Annotated in this window: 19 protein-coding genes and 1 riboswitch; of the genes, 14 read left to right on the forward strand and 5 right to left on the reverse strand. The window is 53.3% G+C overall.

What is annotated here, in order from left to right; translation table 11 throughout:
- The first annotated feature begins 46 nt into the window (after positions 1-46).
- Positions 47-1,009 (forward strand): LysR substrate-binding domain-containing protein, encoded by a 963-nt coding sequence (locus IEV89_RS01510; protein ID WP_188469711.1) that lies wholly within the window; start codon positions 47-49, stop codon positions 1,007-1,009.
- Between the two features lie 62 nt (positions 1,010-1,071).
- Here IEV89_RS01510 and bioA read toward each other — a convergent pair whose 3' ends face one another.
- A complete protein-coding gene (bioA, locus tag IEV89_RS01515; RefSeq protein ID WP_188469713.1) occupies positions 1,072-2,346 on the reverse strand; it encodes an adenosylmethionine--8-amino-7-oxononanoate transaminase in 1,275 nt (424 codons plus the stop codon).
- Between the two features lie 118 nt (positions 2,347-2,464).
- On the opposite strand from bioA, the gene bioB reads away from it, so the two are divergent.
- From bioB to bioD, 4 genes are all read left to right on the forward strand, one after another.
- Positions 2,465-3,502, forward strand: a complete 1,038-nt coding sequence (bioB, locus tag IEV89_RS01520) for a biotin synthase BioB (protein ID WP_188469715.1) — start codon at positions 2,465-2,467, stop codon at positions 3,500-3,502.
- Positions 3,503-3,505: 3 nt separating this feature from the next.
- Positions 3,506-4,657, forward strand: coding sequence for an 8-amino-7-oxononanoate synthase (gene bioF, locus IEV89_RS01525; protein ID WP_188469717.1), 1,152 nt, complete (start codon positions 3,506-3,508; stop codon positions 4,655-4,657).
- Positions 4,641-5,432, forward strand: a complete 792-nt coding sequence (bioC, locus tag IEV89_RS01530; protein ID WP_188469719.1) for a malonyl-ACP O-methyltransferase BioC — start codon at positions 4,641-4,643, stop codon at positions 5,430-5,432. The genes bioF and bioC overlap by 17 nt, the downstream gene beginning before the upstream one ends.
- A gap of 151 nt (positions 5,433-5,583) precedes the next feature.
- The gene (gene bioD, locus IEV89_RS01535) at positions 5,584-6,264 is read left to right on the forward strand and encodes a dethiobiotin synthase (protein ID WP_188469721.1); all 681 of its coding nucleotides are present in this window, start codon (positions 5,584-5,586) and stop codon (positions 6,262-6,264) included.
- Here the strand turns inward: bioD and IEV89_RS01540 are convergent.
- On the reverse strand, positions 6,254-6,964 hold the full coding sequence (locus IEV89_RS01540) for an ABC transporter ATP-binding protein (protein WP_188469723.1): 711 nt from the start codon (positions 6,962-6,964) through the stop codon (positions 6,254-6,256). The genes bioD and IEV89_RS01540 overlap by 11 nt on opposite strands.
- A 979-nt stretch (positions 6,965-7,943) precedes the next feature.
- Here IEV89_RS01540 and uvrB point away from each other — a divergent pair.
- Positions 7,944-9,950 carry an excinuclease ABC subunit UvrB gene (uvrB, locus tag IEV89_RS01545; RefSeq protein WP_188469724.1) on the forward strand — a complete coding sequence of 669 codons (2,007 nt, stop codon included), beginning with the start codon at positions 7,944-7,946 and terminating at the stop codon, positions 9,948-9,950.
- A gap of 197 nt (positions 9,951-10,147) precedes the next feature.
- Positions 10,148-10,507: a VF530 family DNA-binding protein gene (locus tag IEV89_RS01550; protein ID WP_188469726.1), complete on the forward strand. Its 360-nt coding sequence runs from the start codon at positions 10,148-10,150 to the stop codon at positions 10,505-10,507.
- On the opposite strand, the gene yvcK is transcribed toward IEV89_RS01550, so the two are convergent.
- Positions 10,504-11,412, reverse strand: a complete 909-nt coding sequence (gene yvcK / locus IEV89_RS01555; protein ID WP_188469728.1) for a uridine diphosphate-N-acetylglucosamine-binding protein YvcK — start codon at positions 11,410-11,412, stop codon at positions 10,504-10,506. The two genes, IEV89_RS01550 and yvcK, sit on opposite strands and share 4 nt — an antisense overlap.
- Positions 11,413-11,735: 323 nt before the next feature.
- Positions 11,736-11,906: riboswitch (molybdenum cofactor riboswitch) on the forward strand.
- On the opposite strand from yvcK, the gene moaA reads away from it, so the two are divergent.
- The 6 genes from moaA to IEV89_RS01585 all read left to right on the forward strand — a co-directional run bounded on the left by moaA (position 11,896) and on the right by IEV89_RS01585 (position 15,433).
- A complete protein-coding gene (gene moaA / locus IEV89_RS01560; protein WP_188469730.1) occupies positions 11,896-12,882 on the forward strand; it encodes a GTP 3',8-cyclase MoaA in 987 nt (328 codons plus the stop codon). It overlaps the preceding riboswitch by 11 nt.
- Positions 12,883-12,913: 31 nt before the next feature.
- Entirely contained in the window at positions 12,914-13,426 is a 513-nt protein-coding gene (gene moaB / locus IEV89_RS01565) for a molybdenum cofactor biosynthesis protein B (RefSeq protein WP_188469732.1), read from the forward strand.
- Positions 13,427-13,428: 2 nt separating this feature from the next.
- Positions 13,429-13,908 carry a cyclic pyranopterin monophosphate synthase MoaC gene (moaC, locus tag IEV89_RS01570; RefSeq protein ID WP_188469734.1) on the forward strand — a complete coding sequence of 160 codons (480 nt, stop codon included), beginning with the start codon at positions 13,429-13,431 and terminating at the stop codon, positions 13,906-13,908.
- On the forward strand, positions 13,905-14,150 hold the full coding sequence (gene moaD, locus IEV89_RS01575; RefSeq protein WP_188469736.1) for a molybdopterin synthase sulfur carrier subunit: 246 nt from the start codon (positions 13,905-13,907) through the stop codon (positions 14,148-14,150). The genes moaC and moaD overlap by 4 nt, the downstream gene beginning before the upstream one ends.
- 1 nt (position 14,151) lies before the next feature.
- Complete coding sequence (moaE, locus tag IEV89_RS01580) at positions 14,152-14,604, forward strand: molybdopterin synthase catalytic subunit MoaE (RefSeq protein ID WP_188469738.1); 453 nt, start codon at positions 14,152-14,154, stop codon at positions 14,602-14,604.
- Positions 14,605-14,722: 118 nt separating this feature from the next.
- Positions 14,723-15,433: a Bax inhibitor-1/YccA family protein gene (locus IEV89_RS01585; RefSeq protein WP_188469740.1), complete on the forward strand. Its 711-nt coding sequence runs from the start codon at positions 14,723-14,725 to the stop codon at positions 15,431-15,433.
- A gap of 860 nt (positions 15,434-16,293) precedes the next feature.
- Here the strand turns inward: IEV89_RS01585 and IEV89_RS01590 are convergent.
- The gene (locus tag IEV89_RS01590) at positions 16,294-17,496 is read right to left on the reverse strand and encodes a multidrug efflux MFS transporter (protein WP_188469742.1); all 1,203 of its coding nucleotides are present in this window, start codon (positions 17,494-17,496) and stop codon (positions 16,294-16,296) included.
- Positions 17,497-17,888: 392 nt separating this feature from the next.
- Between IEV89_RS01590 and rhlE the strand changes: the two genes are divergently transcribed.
- Positions 17,889-19,289 carry an ATP-dependent RNA helicase RhlE gene (gene rhlE, locus IEV89_RS01595; RefSeq protein WP_188469745.1) on the forward strand — a complete coding sequence of 467 codons (1,401 nt, stop codon included), beginning with the start codon at positions 17,889-17,891 and terminating at the stop codon, positions 19,287-19,289.
- Positions 19,290-19,350: 61 nt separating this feature from the next.
- Here rhlE and IEV89_RS01600 read toward each other — a convergent pair whose 3' ends face one another.
- Positions 19,351-20,016: a helix-turn-helix transcriptional regulator gene (locus IEV89_RS01600; protein WP_188469746.1), complete on the reverse strand. Its 666-nt coding sequence runs from the start codon at positions 20,014-20,016 to the stop codon at positions 19,351-19,353.
- Positions 20,017-20,046 lie beyond the last annotated feature (30 nt).

Consider the following 20,046-nt stretch of genomic DNA (forward strand, 5'->3'; position numbering starts at 1 on the left):
TGGCATGATCTCCGATCATGGCTGGCAAACTTTTCACGAGGTATGAATGGCAACTTCATCTGATTTTTCTTATCTGACGGCGCTCAATCTTCCGTCACTTAACCTGTTGAAAACCTTCAGTGTGGTGGCTAAAACCCTCAACCTAACCCATGCAGCAGAACTGTTGCACATCACTCAAGGCGCGGTCAGCCGTCAAATGACCGGGCTGGAAACGGCACTGGGATATCCATTGTTTTTGCGCCAGGCCCGTGGGTTGACGCTGACACCGCGCGGTGCGCAGCTTTTACCGGCGGTGCAGCAGGCGCTGGAACAGATGGGAGAAGCATTCCGGCGTGTGGAGTCCCATCCCGATACGTTACGTATCAAATGCCCGACTTGCTCAATGCGCTGGTTATTGCCCAGGGTCATTCAGTTACAGAATGATCGCCCCGATATACAGATTGAACTGACTGCCTCGATTGCTCACGGCGTAGATTTCAGTACTGAACATTTCGATGCTGCTATCGTCTTTGGTCGCGCGCCTGACTCACCGCGCCGCGCACATCATCTGTTTGACGAGGTGCTGACGCCGGTCTGCACCCCAGACTTTTTGCCTGGCCGTAAAGGACACTTTGACGTGGGCTGTCTGGCGGGTAAAACCCTGCTTCACCCGACGCGTGATCGCCGCGATTGGCTGTTATGGCTGCGCGAGGCGGGAGTAAAAGGGTTGCCGTCGGCGAAATCTCAGCATTTTGACACCCTGGATCTGGCGATCAACTCGGCGTTACAGGGATACGGTGTGGCGATAGGCGATCTCACCTTAATCGAGGATGACTTGCAGGCGGGCAGGGTGATTGCGCCATTCCCGCTGTGCGTGGCCAGCGGCGCATCTTATACGCTGCTCTATCCCGATAGCCCAACGCCGGTGCTGAAGGTGGCGATCGATTATCTTAACGAGCATGCCAGAATCAGCCGGCAGAAACTGAGCGGGTTACTCTCAAGTTCCCACCGGCTGGTTAATTCAAATTAATCCCTGTCATCCTTCGCGTTGCCGCCTTGATGCAACACGAAGGATTTTAGGGAGAGATAGCGTTAAATGATTTCAAGCGCGCTGGTGATAGCACTTGTCAGTTTCGTCAGTTGTGCCGGGGAAATAATGTAAGGTGGCATCAGATAAATGAGTTTGCCAAAGGGCCGGATCCACACGCCTTCAGCCACGAAGTGTTTTTGCAATTTTTCCATATTCACCGGTTGATGCATTTCTACGACACCAATGGCACCAATGATGCGTACCTCGGCCACCGCCGGATGCGCTACCAGCGGCATCAACTCGCGTTTAAACTGTTGTTCAATATTTGCCACTTGCCCCTGCCAGCGATTTTCCGCCAGGAGACTCAGGCTGGCGCTGGCAACCGCGCAAGCCAGCGGATTACCCATAAATGTCGGACCGTGCATGAAGCAGCCCGCTTTACCCTCGCTGAGGGTGTCGGCCACATGGCGGGTGGTCAAGGTCGCGGATAGCGTCATATAACCGCCAGTCAGGGCTTTGCCAAGGCAGAGGATATCAGGTGAAATTCCTGCGTGATCACAGGCAAACAGCTTGCCGGTACGGCCAAATCCCGTGGCAATCTCATCGGCAATCAGCAGCACGCCAAATTTATCGCATAACTGACGCACCCGTTTAAGGTAGGTCGGATGATAAATCCGCATCCCACCCGCGCCCTGAACCACCGGTTCTAAAATCACTGCCGCGATCTTTTGCTGATGTTGCTCCAGCAGCGCGGCGAACGGCGCGATATCCTCTTCATTCCACGTGTCACCAAACCGGCACTGCGGCGCATCGGCAAACAAGTGCTGCGGCAGATAGCCCTGATACAAACTGTGCATCGAATTTTGCGGATCGCACACCGACATCGCGCCGAACGTATCGCCGTGGTAGCCGTTGCGCAAAGTCAGCAGCGTCTGGCGTTTCTGACCGCGCGCCTGCCAGTACTGCATGGCCATCTTCAGCGCGACTTCAACCGCCACCGAACCTGAGTCGGCCAGAAATACGCACTCCAGCTCGACAGGCGTCATCTCTACCAACTGACGCGACAGCGCTATCGCCGAAGGATGGGTTATCCCGCCAAACATCACGTGGGACATTTTGCCGATCTGTTCGATGGCCGCCTGATTGAGCTGCGGATGATTATAGCCGTGGATCGCGGCCCACCATGACGACATTCCGTCGACCAACTGACTTCCATTGGCGAGTTGCAATAGTACGCCGGACGCTGACTCTATCGGATAGACCGGCAGTGGCTTAGTCATGGACGTATACGGATGCCAGATGTGGCGTTGATCGAACTCAAGATCGGCGGGCGTCATGACAGTATCCTTGATGAAACTTGTAAACCAAAAAATAATTTTAACGTTGACGGTAAACTAAAACAAATAAAGAATAGCTGACGATTTATAAGGTCAAACCCATTTTTGGAGATGTCGCATGACAACCCGTACCCACTGGACGCTGGAAAAGACGCAGGCGCTGTTTGATAAACCCTTTCTGGAGCTGATGTTTGAAGCCCAGCAAATTCATCGTGAGCACTTCGATCCGCGTCAGGTTCAGGTCAGTACTCTGTTGTCGATTAAAACCGGCGCCTGTCCGGAGGATTGCAAATATTGTCCTCAGAGTTCGCGCTACAAAACCGGTCTGGAAACTGAGCGTCTGATGGAAGTGAAGCAGGTGCTGGAGTCCGCTCGTCAGGCCAAAGCCGCCGGTTCGACCCGATTCTGCATGGGGGCTGCGTGGAAAAACCCGCATGAGCGTGACATGCCGTACCTTGAGCAAATGGTGCAAGGTGTAAAAGAGTTGGGCATGGAAACCTGCATGACGCTCGGCTCACTGGATACCACGCAGGCGCAGCGCCTGGCGTCGGCGGGGCTGGATTTCTACAACCATAACCTTGACACTTCGCCGGAATTTTACGGCAGCATCATCACCACCCGCAGCTATCAGGAACGTCTGGACACGCTGGCAGAGGTCCGCAGTGCAGGGATTAAAGTTTGTTCCGGTGGCATCGTCGGTCTGGGCGAAACGGTAAAAGACCGTGCTGGTTTACTGATGCAGTTGGCAAATCTTCCGGTCGCGCCTGAGAGCGTGCCAATCAACATGCTGGTCAAAGTGAAAGGCACACCGCTGGCTGATAACGACGACGTCGATCCTTTCGACTTTATCCGCACCATTGCCGTGGCACGCATCATGATGCCGACATCCTTCGTCCGTCTTTCCGCCGGTCGCGAGCAGATGAGCGAGCAGACGCAGGCCATGTGCTTTATGGCCGGAGCTAACTCGATTTTCTACGGTTGCAAACTGTTGACTACGCCGAACCCGGCTGAAGATAAAGACCTGATTCTGTTTGGCAAACTGGGCCTCAACCCGCAGGTGTTTGAAACCGAACTGGGTGATGAGCAACAGCAGGATGCACTGGCTGAACAGTTGGTCCGTGCCGATACCCCACAATTTTACAATGCCGCCGTCTGACTAATGAGTTGGCAAACGCGCATTGAAGAGGCGGTGGACGCGCGCAAGCAAGCTGCAGCGTTCCGTGTTCGTCAGTCGAATGCAGGCGGCAGCGCCCGCTGGCTGACGCAGGGTGAGCAGCGCTGGCTGAACTTCTCCGGTAATGATTATCTGGGGCTTAGCCAGAATCCGAAGGTGATCACTGCCTGGCAAAAAGGGGCGGCGCGTTTTGGTGTGGGCAGCGGCGGTTCAGGGCATGTGACTGGATACAGCGACATCCACGCCGAGTTCGAACAGCAATTGGCGGACTGGCAGGGTTACCCGCGGGCGTTACTGTTTATCTCTGGTTTTGCGGCGAATCAGGCGATTCTTGCGGCACTGTTGCAGGCATCGGATCGAGTTCTGGCTGATAAACTCAGCCATGCGTCACTGCTGGAAGCTGCAGCCTATGCGCCTTCTCAACTGCGGCGTTTTCAACATAATCAGTCAGATTCCCTGCAACGTCTGCTGGAGAAACCGGTGGCTGGCGATACGCTAGTGGTCACCGAAGGCGTGTTCAGTATGGACGGCGATACTGCACCGCTCAAAACATTGCATCAGTTGGTGCAGGCACACTCGGCCTGGCTGCTGGTCGATGATGCCCATGGCGTCGGCGTGCTGGGGGAGCAAGGACGTGGCAGCTGTTGGCATCAAGGCGTAAAACCTGAACTGCTGGTGGTGACCTTTGGCAAAGCGTTCGGATGCAGCGGTGCCGCGGTGTTGTGCGATGAGGCTACAGCACAGTACCTGCTGCAATTCGCCCGCCATCTTATTTACAGCACCGCGATGCCTGCCGCGCAGGTCTGCGCATTGCAGGCCAGCCTGCGCTGTATTCAGCACGGCGATGACCTGCGTGATAAACTGATGGGCAATATTGCCCGTTTCCGTGCCGGGGTTGCCGGTTTGCCTTATCCGCTGACGGCCTCTGCCACGGCTATTCAGCCGCTGATTGTGGGTGAAAATCAGCCGACGCTGGATCTGGCACAACAGTTACGTGCGCGCGGTGTATGGGTCAGTGCGATCCGCCCGCCGACCGTCCCGCAGGGCAGCGCAAGATTGCGCATTACCCTGACGGCCGCTCATCGGTCCGAAGATATCGATTTTTTGCTGGAGTCCCTTCATGGGTGCAGTCACTGAATTAGTGAACAAACAAGCGGTGGCAGAGGCGTTCAGCCGCGCCGCCGTCAGTTACGAAAGCGCTGCACAGTTACAGCGCGACGTGGGTGAACATCTTATTAGCATGGTAGCAGACACCCATCAGGCTGCGGGTCACTCCCTGCTCGATGCCGGTTGCGGCACCGGTTATTTCAGCCGCCGCTGGCGTGATATGGGTAAGCAGGTGACAGCCCTGGATCTGTCGAAGGGCATGCTGGAGATGGCCCGTGCGCAGGACTCTGCCCATCATTACTTGCCCGGAGACATCGAGCGTTTACCACTGGACGACGGCTCATTGGATATTTGCTTCAGTAATCTGGCCGTGCAGTGGTGTAATGCGCTGCCGCGTGCGCTCGAAGAGATGCATCGCGTCACGCGTATCGGCGGGCTGGTGCTATTTTCCACGCTGGCGGAAGGGTCGCTTGGCGAACTGTCTGCGGCCTGGAAAAAAGTAGATGGTCGTCCTCATGTGAATCAGTTCCTGACCCCGGACAAAATCGCCGAAGCCTGCGCCCCTTATCGTCATGACGTTCAGTTCAGTCAGTGCACCGTACTGTTCCCTGATGCCATGTCGCTGTTGCGCTCGCTAAAAGGTATCGGCGCGACGCATATCAAAAATGGCCGCCTCGGTGGGCTGGGCGGGCGCGATCGTTTGGCGCTGCTGGATAAGTACTATGTTCGGCAGGATGGCATGCTACCGCTGACCTATCGGTTGGTGTATGGCGTGCTGCAAGTGGAAAAGCTTATTCCCCGCTAAAATCCTGCGTCCTTGACGCTGTCTCTGCGTTAGCTACGCGAGCTCACTTGAATCACTGAACCCTGTCAGCTCATCGGGATTCGCTCGCTGGCTGCCTTGATACCGTGACAATGGCATTGGATTTAACATTTCAGCTAGGGTTGTCCAATAAATGAAAAAAACCTTCTTTATCACTGGCACAGATACCGAAGTCGGAAAAACGGTCGCGACGACGGCTTTTTTGCAGGCCGCAACGCACGCAGGTTTTTCGACTGCAGGGTATAAGCCCGTGGCCTCCGGCAGTGAAATGACCGAAGATGGGCCGCGCAACACTGATGCACTGGCTTTACAGGCTAACAGTTCGGTGCGGCTTAGCTATGATGAAGTGAATCCCTGTACATTCATTGAACCGACTTCCCCACATATTGTCAGCCAACTTGAACAACGTCCGATTGTGCTTGATACCCTGTCGCAAGGGTTGCGTCATCTCGCACTCAAGGCTGACTGGACGGTAGTTGAAGGCGCGGGAGGCTGGTTTACGCCACTCAATGAGCAGCAGACTTTTGCCGACTGGGTGATTGCCGAGCAGCTACCGGTGATTTTAGTGGTGGGAATGCGTTTGGGATGTATCAACCATGCGGTGCTCACCGCAGAGGCCATCATTCACAGCGGTTTACGGTTGGCTGGCTGGATAGCCAATGACATACAGGAAACGGGGAAGCATCATCAGGCCTATCTGGCAACGCTCATGCGTATGCTGCCTGCGCCGCTGCTGGGCGAGATCCCGTTCCTCAGTGCGAATACCCGCGGTGATGTTGGACGCTATCTCAACCTGGATTACCTCAAACCGTGAGATGATTTTTTACCAATCCTTCATTGAGTTCCGCCAGCGTACCTTGCGCCACGTTACGGCCGTCATCAAGCAGGCAAAAACGGTCGGCTACGGTGCGGATAAAAGGGAGTTGATGCCCGACCAGCAACAGTGTCAGGCTCAGATCCCGATTTAGACGGTGAATAATATTGCTCATGCTGGCCGACATTGCCTCGCTGGCGTGCTCGGTTGGCTCGTCGAGGATCAGCAGCTCCGGTTCTTGCACCAGCGCCCGGCCAATCGCTAATTGCTGCTGCTGGTTTTCGTCCAGTTCTCCAGCCTTACGTGCCCCCATCTCTTTTAATAACGGAAACAGCTCATATACCTGTTCAGGGACACGTCGGGTCTTATTGCGCCCGGCCATCATTGCAATTTGCAGATTTTCATCCACACTCATTTGCGAAAAAATCTGACGGCCCTGAGGGACGTAACCAATGCCCATTTTCGCGCGAGTTTCCACCGGCAGATGCAATAAACTTTGCGGCTCCTCATTGGCTGACTGCCAGGAAATGGTGCCGCTTTTAACTGGCAGGTGACCCATGATGCAGTTAATGAGCGTGGTTTTACCGACGCCATCTCGCCCGATAAGGCAGGTACACTGCCCGCGATATAGCTCCAGATTGATATCCCACAAAATATGGTTGTTGCCGTAGTATTGATTAACCGATTTAACACTTAACATCAGAATTTCCTTCCTCATGACTCATTCCTTATTTCACGGGCTTTTTACCGCGGGTGACGTTGGGATTGGTTTATGTATATTGACGACCATTGTCATATTTCTGACATTTATTTTGCGCTGTTAAGGCAGTTCTTAACGCTGGAAGATCTTGCAACTCTCAGGCCAAGTTTGGGTATAAATGTCCTAAAGATTAAGTGATAGGAATGTAAACAGCCGGGCGGGCGGCATAAGGAAAATATTAATAACCCGAAATTAATCGGACGTATATCAGACCCGTTAGTGCACTTTTCCAGTGCTGAAGATGATGGATTTGGTGCAATGCATTAGCGTGGTTTAAGCGAAAAGATCCTCATGGGATGCACTTTTTCATTTTGCAATATCCACGGCACAGGATATCTAGGCAAAATCTGTATATATAAAGAAGTAAAAATGGCTAAAAAGAACTAAAAAACATCCCAGAGAGGTCGGCGTAGACGAAAGGCCGATTTTTGGCAGGTCCCGCTACAAGCGGCGTGATGTGAGTTATCCACCATTCCTGTGGATAACCATGTGCATTAGCGTCGGGAAAGTTCCCCCAAGCGAGTCAGGACGCGGGTTGCGCTCAGTTTGACCGGAATCGCAGCTTTTTATATAAACTTTTATTATTCAAAGGCTTGTATAAAATCAAGCTTTGTCAAATCGCTGTATGCCATCAGTGTCAATTTTTGTCAGCCTGTTGTCAGAACGTTAAATTGCGCCAATACCTGGGGATAAATGTTCTGCGATGGGGAAAAGAGGCCAATCATGAAACCTAAATAAGTGCAGCGTGGCAAGATGGTAAAAGCCAACAAGGCAATGTGTTAGAAATGCGTGGAATTTAGCCATTGGAAGCTGGGTTTATATCCAGTATTATATGGCTGGCAAAAATCGCTGAGTCTTCCATACTGAGTCTCCTTAGCTGGTGTTGTGCATTCTTTCTCTTCAGTCAGGTAGCCCGTCAATGAGTAAAGTATTCAAACTACATTCCGATTTTAAACCGTCAGGCGATCAGCCTGAGGCCATACGCGCGCTGGAAGATGGGCTGGAGAATGGGCTTGCGCACCAGACCTTGCTGGGTGTAACCGGTTCAGGGAAGACGTTTACCATCGCCAATGTGATTGCTGACCTTAACCGGCCCACTATGGTTTTGGCGCCGAACAAGACTCTGGCTGCGCAACTTTATGGCGAGATGAAAGAGTTTTTTCCGGATAACGCCGTTGAATATTTTGTCTCTTATTACGACTACTATCAGCCGGAAGCCTATGTGCCGAGTTCTGATACCTTTATTGAAAAAGACGCCTCGATAAACGAACACATCGAGCAAATGCGTCTTTCTGCAACTAAAGCATTGCTGGAACGCCGCGATGTGATCGTCGTGGCCTCTGTTTCTGCCATCTACGGTTTGGGCGATCCGGACCTCTATCTGAAAATGATGTTGCACCTGACCAAGGGCATGATCATCGACCAACGCGCTATCCTGCGCCGCTTAGCTGAGCTGCAATATGCCCGCAACGATCAGGTTTTCCAGCGCAGTACTTTCCGCGTGCGTGGGGAAGTGATCGACGTCTTCCCTGCGGAGTCAGACGATCTGGCAGTGCGTATTGAGCTGTTTGATCAGGAAGTGGAGCGCCTCTCTTTGTTTGATCCGCTGACAGGCCAGGTGCAGCAAGAAATTCCACGTTTCACTATCTATCCCAAAACGCACTATGTAACGCCGCGTGAACGTATCGTGCAGGCAATGGAAGATATAAAAGTTGAGCTGGCTGACCGGCGCAAAAATCTGCTCGAAAGCAACAAACTGCTGGAAGAGCAGCGCATCAGCCAGCGTACCCAATTTGATCTGGAGATGATGAACGAGTTGGGTTACTGCTCCGGTATCGAAAACTACTCACGTTATCTCTCAGGGCGTGGGCCTGGCGAGCCGCCACCTACGCTGTTTGATTATCTACCGGCTGACGGCCTGCTGATTGTCGATGAGTCTCACGTCACCATTCCGCAGATTGGTGGGATGTACAAAGGCGACCGTTCGCGCAAAGAGACGCTGGTGGAGTACGGTTTCCGTCTGCCTTCGGCACTCGACAACCGCCCGATGCGGTTTGAGGAATTCGAAGCCGCTGCGCCGCAAAGTATTTATGTCTCAGCGACACCGGGCACTTATGAGATGGAGAAGTCAGGCGGCGATGTGGTCGAACAAGTGGTGCGCCCGACCGGGCTGCTTGATCCGCTGATTGAAGTGCGCCCGGTGGGGACTCAGGTCGACGATCTGCTGTCGGAGATCCGCAAACGCGTCGAGGTTAACGAGCGTGTGCTGGTCACCACGCTCACCAAGCGTATGGCTGAGGATTTGACCGAGTATCTGGAAGAACACGGCGAGAAGGTGCGTTACCTGCACTCTGACATCGATACCGTCGAGCGTGTGGAGATCATCCGCGATTTACGCCTGGGGGAATTCGATGTACTGGTTGGCATCAACTTACTGCGTGAAGGGTTGGATATGCCTGAAGTGTCACTGGTGGCGATCCTTGATGCAGACAAAGAGGGTTTCCTGCGCTCCGAGCGTTCGCTGATTCAGACGATCGGACGTGCGGCGCGTAACCTAAACGGTAAGGCCATTCTTTATGGTGACAGAATTACCAAGTCCATGGCGAAAGCCATTGACGAAACTGAACGCCGCCGGGCTAAACAGGAAGCGTATAACATTGAGCACGGTATCACGCCGACAGGGCTGAATAAGAAGATCTCCGATATCCTGCAACTTGGTCAGCCGAAGACGAAGAAAAATAAAGATAAACGCGATGCCGCAGCCTCTGAAACCGTCAAACTGCTCACGCCTAAAGCGCTGGACCAGCGTATTAAAGAACTTGAGAGCAAGATGTACGCTCACGCGCAGAATCTGGAGTTCGAAGAGGCGGCCAATACGCGCGATGAGTTGCAGGCGTTGCGGGCGCAATTTATCGCGCTCTCCTGATACTCGTCATCCTTCCAGCCACAGCGGCGTTGGCTGCCCTCGCGAACCCCAGTCACTTAGTTGGCTAAGCTCCTGGGGCTTGCTCGGTTGCCGCCTTGCTGCGACTCGAATGATTTAGAGCATTGGCCTGGTAAAAGACTTGTACCGTTGGGTAAACCTGATTAAGGTATGCGCCAGCAAAAATTCAGGACAAGACAATGACAACACAGCCACCGAAAGATCCTCTGCACGGCCTCACGCTGGAAGCGCTGCTGACCGCGCTGGTCGATAACTTTGGCTGGCCCGCACTGGCTTCGCGGGTGAACATCAATTGTTTTAAGAGTGACCCGAGTATCAAGTCCAGCCTGAAGTTTCTGCGTCGCACGCCCTGGGCACGCAAAGAAGTGGAAACGCTGTATCTGGATTTTGTCGAAGGCCATTTGCGCCCGGATACGGTGACTCGCAGTAAACGCCGCACGCCGTTATCCGAGCAGAAACCGCAACAACTGAAAGTCAGTACAGCCAAACCCGCCGCAGATAGCCCATGGAATAACCATCCGCTGACTAAAAAACCTTAAATCATACGCTGTAGTGCTTCTTCCAGGGCTTTGCGTAGCAGCTCGCGGTCATGACGGTAGGGAATATCGCTGGCCTCGAGCGTGGTTTGAATGATCAGCCGTTCACCTGCGTCATCAATATTCACTTGAGGCCCGACGATAGCGGCATCAACGGCGCGCAGCCCGATCTGTTGTTCAATTAGCGACAGTTTGTCGTGCAGCGTCAGTGACGCAGCGGCTACGCTCAACTCTTTCCCCAGATTGCCGATGTAAACAATGTGCGCCCGGCTGCGCCGCAGCGCCTGTGTCAAATCTTTCATCAGCAGCAGTGGCATCAGGCTAGTGTAGAAACTGCCCGGCCCAATCAGCACCAGATCGGCTTCCTTGATGGCAAGGATCGCTTCGCGCGTCGCTGTAACTTGTGGGACCAGCATCAGTTCGTGCGGGATTTGTGCCAGTTTATCCACATTCACTTCCCCATGAACCCACTCGCCGTTGGCATCTCGCGCCGCCAGATCGACGGGCTGTTCTGACATTGGGATCAGCTCGGCGTCAACTTTCAGCAGACTGCGAACCAAATTAATGGCTTCCAGTGGGCGCACACTAAGATGATCAAGGGCACGTAGCATCAGGTTGCCAAGGTTGTGTCCGGCCAGTTCACCCTGACCGCTGAAGCGGTACTCAAACATTGCCGACGCAACGCTGGGCTCCGTGATCAGCTGATTAAGACAGTTGCGCGTATCGCCCCAGGCAATGCCACCTTCGGAACTGCGGATGCGACCGGTTGAGGCGCCGTTGTCGGTGGTGGTGACGATACCGGTCAAGCGCGACCCCAGCGTCGAGAGAGCGGACATCACGCGGCCGAGGCCATGTCCTCCGCCTAACGCCACCACACGGTCGAGGTCAGCTAACGTACGATTGCGCATAAATTTCCTTGTACCCTTTATATTTCGAGCCGCAGATGCGTTGGCTGTTCACCATCACCTTCCTGCGATTCGCATTATTTGGGGCATTAATAATGACATCCGGGATTTTTACCTAATTATGCAACAAGATGTTATCTCTTACATGTCTGAAAGGATGAAAAATCGCAGATAAAAAAGCAAGGTGAATGTTGATAGCTGCAGCGTTCTGGAGGTTAAAAATCGTTATATATCAATATTTATAACGAAAACCGCCTTGTTGATACGCCTTTTACGGCGTTAGAATAGCCGCTGTAACCCGTGTTTTTTCGCCGGCAATGGCTGCCGAAAAAATCAAACTCCTAGCCCTGATACCTAAGTTGTTTTTCTGCTGCGGATAGTACCCATCGCGTTGTCAGAAAAACGATAAGGTTTCCTGGCCGTGGCTCAGCCACCAGGGTGCGAGGCAGAAATGCCTGCATCTCCCGTATTTGGAAAGGTGTTAAGGTGCTTCAACTTACCGATGCTTTTGCTCGCAAGTTTTATTACTTGCGGCTTTCTATTACTGACGTGTGCAACTTTCGTTGCTCCTATTGCCTGCCTGACGGTTACAAACCGCATGGACACAGCAATAAAAGTTTTTTGTCTCTGGACGAAATTCGCCGTATCAGCCGCGCGTTTGCTCATTTAGGAACGGAAAAAGTGCGCCTGACTGGCGGGGAACCCTCGCTGCGCCGCGATTTTTGCGACATCATCGCTGCCGTTCGCGAAAATCCTTCCATCAAAACGCTGGCTGTGACCACCAATGGTTATCGCATGGCGCGTGATATCAACAAATGGCACGATGCCGGGCTGACCAACATCAACGTCAGTGTTGACAGCCTCGACGCCCGCCAATTTCATGCTATCACCGGGCAGGATAAATTCCGCGAGGTGATGGACGGCATTGATGCCGCGTTTGACGCCGGTTTCAGCAAGGTAAAAGTGAATGCCGTGCTGATGCGCGATGTCAATCATGCCAGCCTAAGCACCTTCCTCGACTGGATCAAAACCCGTCCGATCCAGTTGCGTTTCATTGAACTGATGGAAACCGGCGACGGCGGCGATCTGTTTCGCAAACATCACGTCTCCGGCGAAGTGTTGCGCGAGCAGTTGGTGCGTCAGGGCTGGCAGTTGCAGCTCCGCTCCCGCAGCGATGGTCCGGCACAGGTGTTCAGTCATCCGGATTATCTTGGCGAAATCGGCTTGATCATGCCTTACGAAAAAGACTTCTGTGCCAGTTGTAACCGCCTGCGCGTGTCTGCCATCGGCAACTTGCATTTGTGCTTGTTCGGCGAGCAGGGCATTCCCCTGCGTGATTTACTGGCCGATGATATGCAGCAGGAAGACCTGATGGATCGCATTCAGGGCGGCCTCAGCCGTAAAAAACAGACTCACTTTCTGCATGAAGGTAATACCGGTATCACTCAGAACCTGTCGTTTATCGGCGGCTGAAACCGGCACCAATCGTTTAAGGAGCAAACTGATGAGCAAAGCCAGCAAAGAATTTTTGCCGTTATCTGTGGCGATCATGACCGTCTCAGATCGCCGTACCGACGAGGAAGACACCTCCGGGCATTACCTGAAAGACGCGGCGACACAAGCCGGACATCATGTTGTCGCGCAGCAAATCGTTAAAGAAAGTCTCTACAGCATTCGCGCTGTCGCATCCGCCTGGATTGCCGATGAAAATATTCAGGCGATTTTGATCAACGGTGGCACCGGCTTCAACGCCGGTAACAACACGCCGGAAGCCTTGAAGCCGCTGTTTGACCGTGAAATCGAAGGCTTTGGCGAGCTGTTCCGCATGGTGTCGTTTGAAGATATCGGCACCTCGACCATTCAGTCGCGTGCTATCGCCGGACTCGCTAACCAAACGGTGATTTTCGCCATGCCGGGTTCTACCCGTGCTTGCCAGACAGCCTGGGATAACATCATTGAAGCCCAGCTCGACGCCCGTCAGGGACCTTGTAATTTCACGCCACATTTGAAGAAATAAGCATGTCTGAACTCACTCATATTAACGCTTCCGGCGATGCCCACATGGTGGACGTCTCCGGTAAAGCCGAAACCGTTCGTGAAGCCCGCGCCGAAGCCTTTGTCGAAATGGCTGAAAGCACGCTGGCGATGATCATCGGCGGTAATCACCATAAAGGTGACGTGTTCGCCGCCGCGCGCATTGCCGGTATTCAAGCCGCGAAGAAAACCTGGGATCTGATCCCGCTGTGCCATCCATTGCTACTGACTAAAGTCGAAGTGAATCTGGAAGCGCAACCAGAACATAACCGCGTGCGCATCGAATCCCGCTGTCGTCTGAGTGGTAAAACCGGCGTAGAGATGGAAGCACTCACTGCGGCTTCAGTCGCCGCGCTGACGATTTATGACATGTGCAAAGCAGTGCAGAAAGACATGGTGATCGGCCCGATCCGCTTGCTGGAAAAAACCGGCGGGAAATCCGGCACCTTTAAGGTGGCACCATGATTGAGATTTTATTCTTTGCGCAAGTGCGCGAACTGATTGGTACCTCTGCGTTGCAACTGCCGGCTGAGTTCGCGACGGTTGACGATTTACGTCATTCACTGACTGAGCGCGGTGACCGCTGGGCGCTGGCGCTGGAATCGGGCAAATTGTTGGTGGCGGTGAATCAGACGCTGACCGATATGGCGCATCCATTGAACGCGGGCGACGAAGTGGCATTCTTCCCGCCGGTGACCGGAGGCTGAGATGGACCAGACCAAAATCATTGTTGATGCCGCGCCGTTCAACGTCGGTGATGAATATAACTGGTTGGCGCAGTCCGACGCCGACGGAGCCGTCGTGACCTTCACCGGCAAAGTGCGTAATCACAATCTGGGTAGTCACGTCAGCGCGTTAACACTAGAGCACTATCCCGGCATGACCGAAAAAGCGCTGGCTGAAATTGTGGCTGAAGCCCGTCATCGCTGGCCGTTACAGCGAGTCTCTGTGTATCACCGTATTGGCGCGATGTATCCCGGCGATGAAATTGTGTTTGTCGGCGTGACCAGTGGGCACCGTGGCATGGCGTTTGACGCCACCGAATTCATCATGGACTACCTGAAAACCCGGGCACCTTTCTGGAAGCAGGAAATGACGGAGCAAGGCGAGCGCTGGGTTGATGCCCGCCACAGTGACGAGGATGCGGCAAAGCGCTGGTAAACTGTCACTAAACCTTACGCTTACAACCGCGCAGTGCGGCAGATTTGTGATAATGTTATGCAACAGGCGGCCTGTTTTTAGGGCCTATTTTTTGTCCTCCATGCAAGAGGTAATCATCATGGATCGATATCCACGCAGTAATGGCTCGATTGTTGAACGTGCTAACAGCGGCATTCAGGCTTATATGGCGCAGGTCTATGGTTGGATGACCTGTGGTTTGTTACTCACTGCTTTCGTTGCTTGGTATGCGTCAAATTCTTACGCCATCCAGAGTTTTGTATTCTCAAGCCAAATTACATTCTTTGGCTTGATCATCGCCCAACTGGCATTGGTTTTCGTTATTTCCGGTATGGTGAATCGCTTGAGCGGAACGGTGGCAACGGGGCTGTTTATGCTCTATTCCGCGCTGACCGGATTGACGCTTTCCAGTATTTTTACGGTTTATACCGGCGAGTCCATTTTCGGCACTTTCATTGTGGCGGGCGGTATGTTCGGTGCAATGAGCGTTTACGGTTATGTGACTAAGCGTGATTTGAGTGGTATCGGCAGCATGTTATTTATGGCGCTGATTGGTTTGGTTCTGGCGTCACTGGTGAATATGTGGCTGAAAAGCTCCGGCCTTGCCAACATCATTTCTTATGCTGGCGTGCTGATCTTCGTCGGTTTGACCGCATATGACACTCAGAAGCTGAAAAACATGGGTGAGCAGTTGTCGGTCGATGACAAAGACAACTTCCGTAAATACTCGATTGTGGGTGCGCTGACGTTGTACTTAGACTTCATCAACCTGTTCCTGATGCTTTTACGCATCTTTGGCAACCGCCGTTAAGGTTTTTGATTGCCTATGTGAGGGGGCGCTGAAAAGTGCCCCTTTCTTTTTGGGTGGCAGCCCAGTACTGCTTCAGCTTCAACTTCAAGGTCGTGGGCGTCGGCCCACACCGACCAAAGGCCCGCAGGCGCTCGGGCCTTTGGAATCCGAGCTTTTTTAAAACAGCAGCTTCGCAGGTCACAATGGCCGTGTTTCAGATGCCACAGCGATAGCCGCAAAATGTCAGCCCTGCGGGCTTCCCGGCTGCGGGTTTGAGCCAACGGAAAAGACGTTGTCTCGCCACCGACTTGCCGGTGACATTTTGAATGCGGCCTAAGCTTCTTCAAAATTCCAAACCCAAACCCAAACCCAAACCCAAACCCAAATTCACATTCACATTCACATTCACATTCACATTCAAAACCAGACTGGTATTGGTTTTAAAAAAAGTATGGGCCGCATTCAAAAATGGCGCTGAGCAAGAGGTGGAAAACCGCGAGTCTTTTTACGCGGGTTGTAACCCGCAGCGAAGGCACCGCCTAAGCGGCGACATTTTGCGGCTATAACGGAAATGCCTGAAACACGGCCATTGTGACTCGCGCAGCTGCGGTGTTACAGCAGCAAAAAACGCAGGATTCCAAAGGAGGTTCGTTTAAACCTCCTTTGGGCCAGTGTGGGCGGCGAGCCCACGACCTTGACGTTGAAATTGAATTGAAAAGCCAATTCGGATCGTAATCCGAACGCATCGTGTGTGGGCCGACGCCCACGACCTTGACGTTGAAATTGAATTGAAAAGCCAGTTCGGATCGCAATCCGAACACATCGTGTGTGGGCCGACGCCCACGACCTTGACGTTGAAATTGAATTTAAGAAATTTGAAATTAAAACCGCGACTGGCGTGTCGGCACACGCCTAAAACTCCACCATACCTGAGTGGTATTAAACAACACCAGAATCGCGGTCACGACGAACACTGACCGGAACCCCAGAAGCGCCGAGGTACTCGAGCCAATCAGCGGGCCGATCACATTCCCCATATACATAAATGATTGGTTATAACCGAAGATGCGGCCGGTCGTCTGGTCACTGCTGTATTTTACCAGCAGCGCCTGAACAGCAGGCATTAGCGCGCCGTCGCCGAAGCCGAGCATAAACCGTAGAATGCCGAGCTGGGTAGCGGAGCTGATTCTGGACATCATGCAGAACAGGACAAAACAGAATATCAGCGCGGCGATGAGGATCCGATGCGCGCCGATTCGATCGCCTAGCTTGCCAAGTTTGGGAGCCGCCATCAGCGCAGACACGCCAGGCACCGCGGCAATCACGCCACTGATAAAGGCAATATTGCCGGTATCAGGAGACAGTTCGCGAATAAACAGCGTGAGGATTGGACTTATCGACCCGTTTGCCAACTGGATCATCATTGTGGTGACGAACAGGCTGAGGATCAGCCATGGATAGGGCAGGGAAGTGAACACGGCTTTACCGCTGAGGCGGTTGGCCTTGGTGATCGGCACTACGCGCTCTTTAATCAGGAATAAGGTGATCAGAAAGCTGATAAACAGCATGCCGCTGGTGATGAAGAACACCGTGCGCAACCCAAGGTGGTCGGCCATAAAACCGCCCAGCAGCGGGCCGATGATCACCCCGGAAACCTGTCCTGTCGAGAGTGTGCCCAATGCCCAACCGCTTTTATCGCGTGGCACTTGCGATGCAACCAGCGCCATGGCGTTAGGGATATAACCAGAAGTTAACCCCATCAGTGTGCGCAGAATGAACAACTGCCAGACATTGGTGGCAAAACCCTGCAACATCATGACAATCGCCATACCGAGCGCAGCGCGGAGCAGCATCAGCTTACGCCCTTTGCGATCAGCAAGGCTGCCCCATAAGGGCGCGACTATCGCTGAGACTAGAAAGGAACCGCTGAATACCAGACCTGACCATAAACTGAGTGAGGCGTGGGAAGTGACGCCGAGTTGTTCGATATAAAGCGGCAAGAAGGGCAGAATTTCGCTCATCGCCATGCCGGTGAAAAAACACCCCAGCCAGACGGAGATTAGATTGAGTTTCCAGGTTTCCATGGTGTTGCGGAATAGCCTTAATGAAAGAGTGTTAACTGCGCCAAGCATAGCAAGCCAGGCGGCGCAGAGGACGGCAAAAAGTGGTAAGTAAAGGTCGCTGGGGTAATTTGCTATCCTGCATCAGACTTTTTGGCTATCACGGTATAAAATGCCGCAGCGATTGAAATAACAACAGTTAATACCTTATACCCTGGCCGAAAATACCCTGTTACACCGTCATTTTGTATATAATTTCGCGCAGCAGCCCGTCTTGTGTTAAAATCGCCGCAACTGGCGCACTGCAGTTTGTGCCGAATCCTCGTGGTAATGCCTCATTTGCCTCGTCTGATCATCCACTCTTGAAACTGCACCGAACCCCGTTCGGGTTAGAGTGGACTGGAGCTTTTCCTTATATGTCATTTGATTCTCTCGGCTTAAGTGCCGAAATTTTGCGTGCTGTTGAAGAACAGGGCTATCGTGAGCCTACGCCTATTCAGAGCCAGGCTATCCCTGTTGTTCTGCAAGGCCGTGACTTGATGGCAAGTGCGCAGACCGGTACCGGTAAAACCGCTGGTTTCACCTTACCACTGCTCAACATGCTCAGCCATTCCAACGCACAATTCAAAGGACGTCGCCCTGTTCGTGCGCTGATCCTGACGCCGACCCGTGAACTGGCCGCGCAGATTGGCGAAAACGTCGTGTCTTACAGCAAATACCTGACCTTGCGTTCTTTGGTCGTATTTGGTGGCGTAAGCATTAACCCGCAGATGATGAAGCTACGCGCAGGTGTAGACGTGCTGGTCGCGACGCCTGGCCGTCTTCTGGACTTAGAACATCAGAACGCGGTGGATTTATCCAAAGTTGAAATTCTGGTGCTGGACGAAGCTGACCGCATGCTGGATATGGGGTTCATCCACGACATTCGTCGTATTCTGGTTAAGCTACCCGCCAAGCGCCAGAACCTGCTGTTCTCTGCCACCTTCTCTGATGAGATCAAAGGTCTGGCCAGCAAATTGCTGACTAACCCGGCATCTGTCGAAGTAGCGCGCCGTAATACCGCTTCAGAGCAGATTGAACAAAGTGTGCATTTTGTTGATAAAAAACGCAAAAGAGAATTGCTGTCTCAGATGATTGGCGAAGGCGACTGGAGACAGGTGCTGGTCTTTACGCGGACTAAACATGGCGCAAATCATCTGGCAGAACAACTGAATAAGGATGGCATCACTGCCTCTGCTATTCACGGTAACAAAAGTCAGGGCGCGCGTACTCGTGCACTCGCTGACTTCAAAGACGGCGGCGTTCGTGTGCTGGTTGCGACGGATATTGCGGCACGTGGTCTGGACATCGATCACTTGCCACACGTAGTCAACTACGAGTTGCCCAATGTGCCTGAAGATTATGTTCACCGCATTGGCCGTACTGGCCGTGCCGAATCCACCGGTGAAGCGATCTCGCTCGTCTGTGTTGATGAACACAAACTGCTGCGTGATATCGAGCGTTTGCTCAAGCATGAAATTCCACGCATTGCGCTGGAAGGCTACGAGCCGGATCCCACCATCAGAGCTGAGCCGATCATTAATGGTCGTCAGGGTAGCGGCGGCGGTGGTCGTGGTGCTCCGCGTCAGGGTGGCGGTCAGCGCTCTGGTTCAGGTGCTCCTCGCTCAAGCGCTCCGCGTCCGGCAGGCAGTGGCCAGCGCAGCGGCGGCAGCGAACATCGGGGTTCAGGCGAAGGCCGTCCGGCTGCTCGTCCTGCCCGCGCAGCGAATGCCGGTCAGCGACGTTCAGGTCCTCCGGCTGGCGGTCGCAAGCCGTAAGCGTTGCCCTGAATGAAAAAACCGCCTCAGCGTTTGCTGTAGGCGGTTTTTTTTCGGCTATTTATAACCAGATGCGGTAGGCGCAGCGGCGTGCACCTTGCAGAATATGCTCGGTACGTTCGACGTTAGCTTCAAGCGTGGCGCTGAACACCTCGCGTTCTGCCCGGCAAAAACCTTGGCAGGTCGCCGCCGCCGCGCAAATTGGGCAATGGTTTTCGACCAGTAGAAAGCTGCCATCCTCTACTTGCTGCCAGTCTGCCATATAGCCTTCGCGGGTGCGGATTGCGGTCAGCCGCTGCAAGCGTTCTTCCAGCGTCGTTGCGCCAGTCATGGCCTGCTGATAGGCGTCACGGGTCTGTTCTTCGCGGCTGGAGATCAGTTTATCCAGCGCCTTATCACCTAACGATGATCGGATCAGCGTGAGCAGTTGTACGGTCAGGTCAGCGTGGGCATCAGGAAAATGCGCGTGACCCCGTGCGGTGAGTTTCCAGAATTGCACCGGACGCCCAACGCCCTGAGAAACAGATTTCGCCTCAACCAGTTCATCTTTTGCCAGCTTGACGAACTGCTGGCGTGCCGCTTCACTGGTGGTGCCGAGAATGTTACCGGCGTCACTGGCTTGTAATTCTCCCCGTGTTTTAAGCAACAGCAGCAGGCGCTCTGCTACGCTTTTTTTAATCGCATTTTGATGTATTTCACCTGAATTTTCCAAGTCATCACTTGACATATCTCCTCCTCAGGTTTTAGATTACGGCAT

Origin of the sequence: Hafnia psychrotolerans (genome assembly GCF_014639435.1) — a bacterium.
Taxonomy (GTDB): Bacteria; Pseudomonadota; Gammaproteobacteria; order Enterobacterales; family Enterobacteriaceae; genus Ewingella; species Ewingella psychrotolerans.

Excerpts from the sequence above, each read along its gene's own strand:
- IEV89_RS01510 (WP_188469711.1), top strand. The coding sequence starts at position 47 with ATGGCAACTTCATCTGATTTTTCTTATCTGACGGCGCTCAATCTTCCG.
- bioA (WP_188469713.1), bottom strand. The coding sequence starts at position 2,346 with ATGACGCCCGCCGATCTTGAGTTCGATCAACGCCACATCTGGCATCCG.
- bioB (WP_188469715.1), top strand. The coding sequence starts at position 2,465 with ATGACAACCCGTACCCACTGGACGCTGGAAAAGACGCAGGCGCTGTTT.
- bioF (WP_188469717.1), top strand. The coding sequence starts at position 3,506 with ATGAGTTGGCAAACGCGCATTGAAGAGGCGGTGGACGCGCGCAAGCAA.
- bioC (WP_188469719.1), top strand. The coding sequence starts at position 4,641 with ATGGGTGCAGTCACTGAATTAGTGAACAAACAAGCGGTGGCAGAGGCG.
- bioD (WP_188469721.1), top strand. The coding sequence starts at position 5,584 with ATGAAAAAAACCTTCTTTATCACTGGCACAGATACCGAAGTCGGAAAA.
- IEV89_RS01540 (WP_188469723.1), bottom strand. The coding sequence starts at position 6,964 with ATGTTAAGTGTTAAATCGGTTAATCAATACTACGGCAACAACCATATT.
- uvrB (WP_188469724.1), top strand. The coding sequence starts at position 7,944 with ATGAGTAAAGTATTCAAACTACATTCCGATTTTAAACCGTCAGGCGAT.
- IEV89_RS01550 (WP_188469726.1), top strand. The coding sequence starts at position 10,148 with ATGACAACACAGCCACCGAAAGATCCTCTGCACGGCCTCACGCTGGAA.
- yvcK (WP_188469728.1), bottom strand. The coding sequence starts at position 11,412 with ATGCGCAATCGTACGTTAGCTGACCTCGACCGTGTGGTGGCGTTAGGC.
- moaB (WP_188469732.1), top strand. The coding sequence starts at position 12,914 with ATGAGCAAAGCCAGCAAAGAATTTTTGCCGTTATCTGTGGCGATCATG.
- moaC (WP_188469734.1), top strand. The coding sequence starts at position 13,429 with ATGTCTGAACTCACTCATATTAACGCTTCCGGCGATGCCCACATGGTG.
- moaD (WP_188469736.1), top strand. The coding sequence starts at position 13,905 with ATGATTGAGATTTTATTCTTTGCGCAAGTGCGCGAACTGATTGGTACC.
- moaE (WP_188469738.1), top strand. The coding sequence starts at position 14,152 with ATGGACCAGACCAAAATCATTGTTGATGCCGCGCCGTTCAACGTCGGT.
- IEV89_RS01585 (WP_188469740.1), top strand. The coding sequence starts at position 14,723 with ATGGATCGATATCCACGCAGTAATGGCTCGATTGTTGAACGTGCTAAC.
- IEV89_RS01590 (WP_188469742.1), bottom strand. The coding sequence starts at position 17,496 with ATGGAAACCTGGAAACTCAATCTAATCTCCGTCTGGCTGGGGTGTTTT.
- rhlE (WP_188469745.1), top strand. The coding sequence starts at position 17,889 with ATGTCATTTGATTCTCTCGGCTTAAGTGCCGAAATTTTGCGTGCTGTT.
- IEV89_RS01600 (WP_188469746.1), bottom strand. The coding sequence starts at position 20,016 with ATGTCAAGTGATGACTTGGAAAATTCAGGTGAAATACATCAAAATGCG.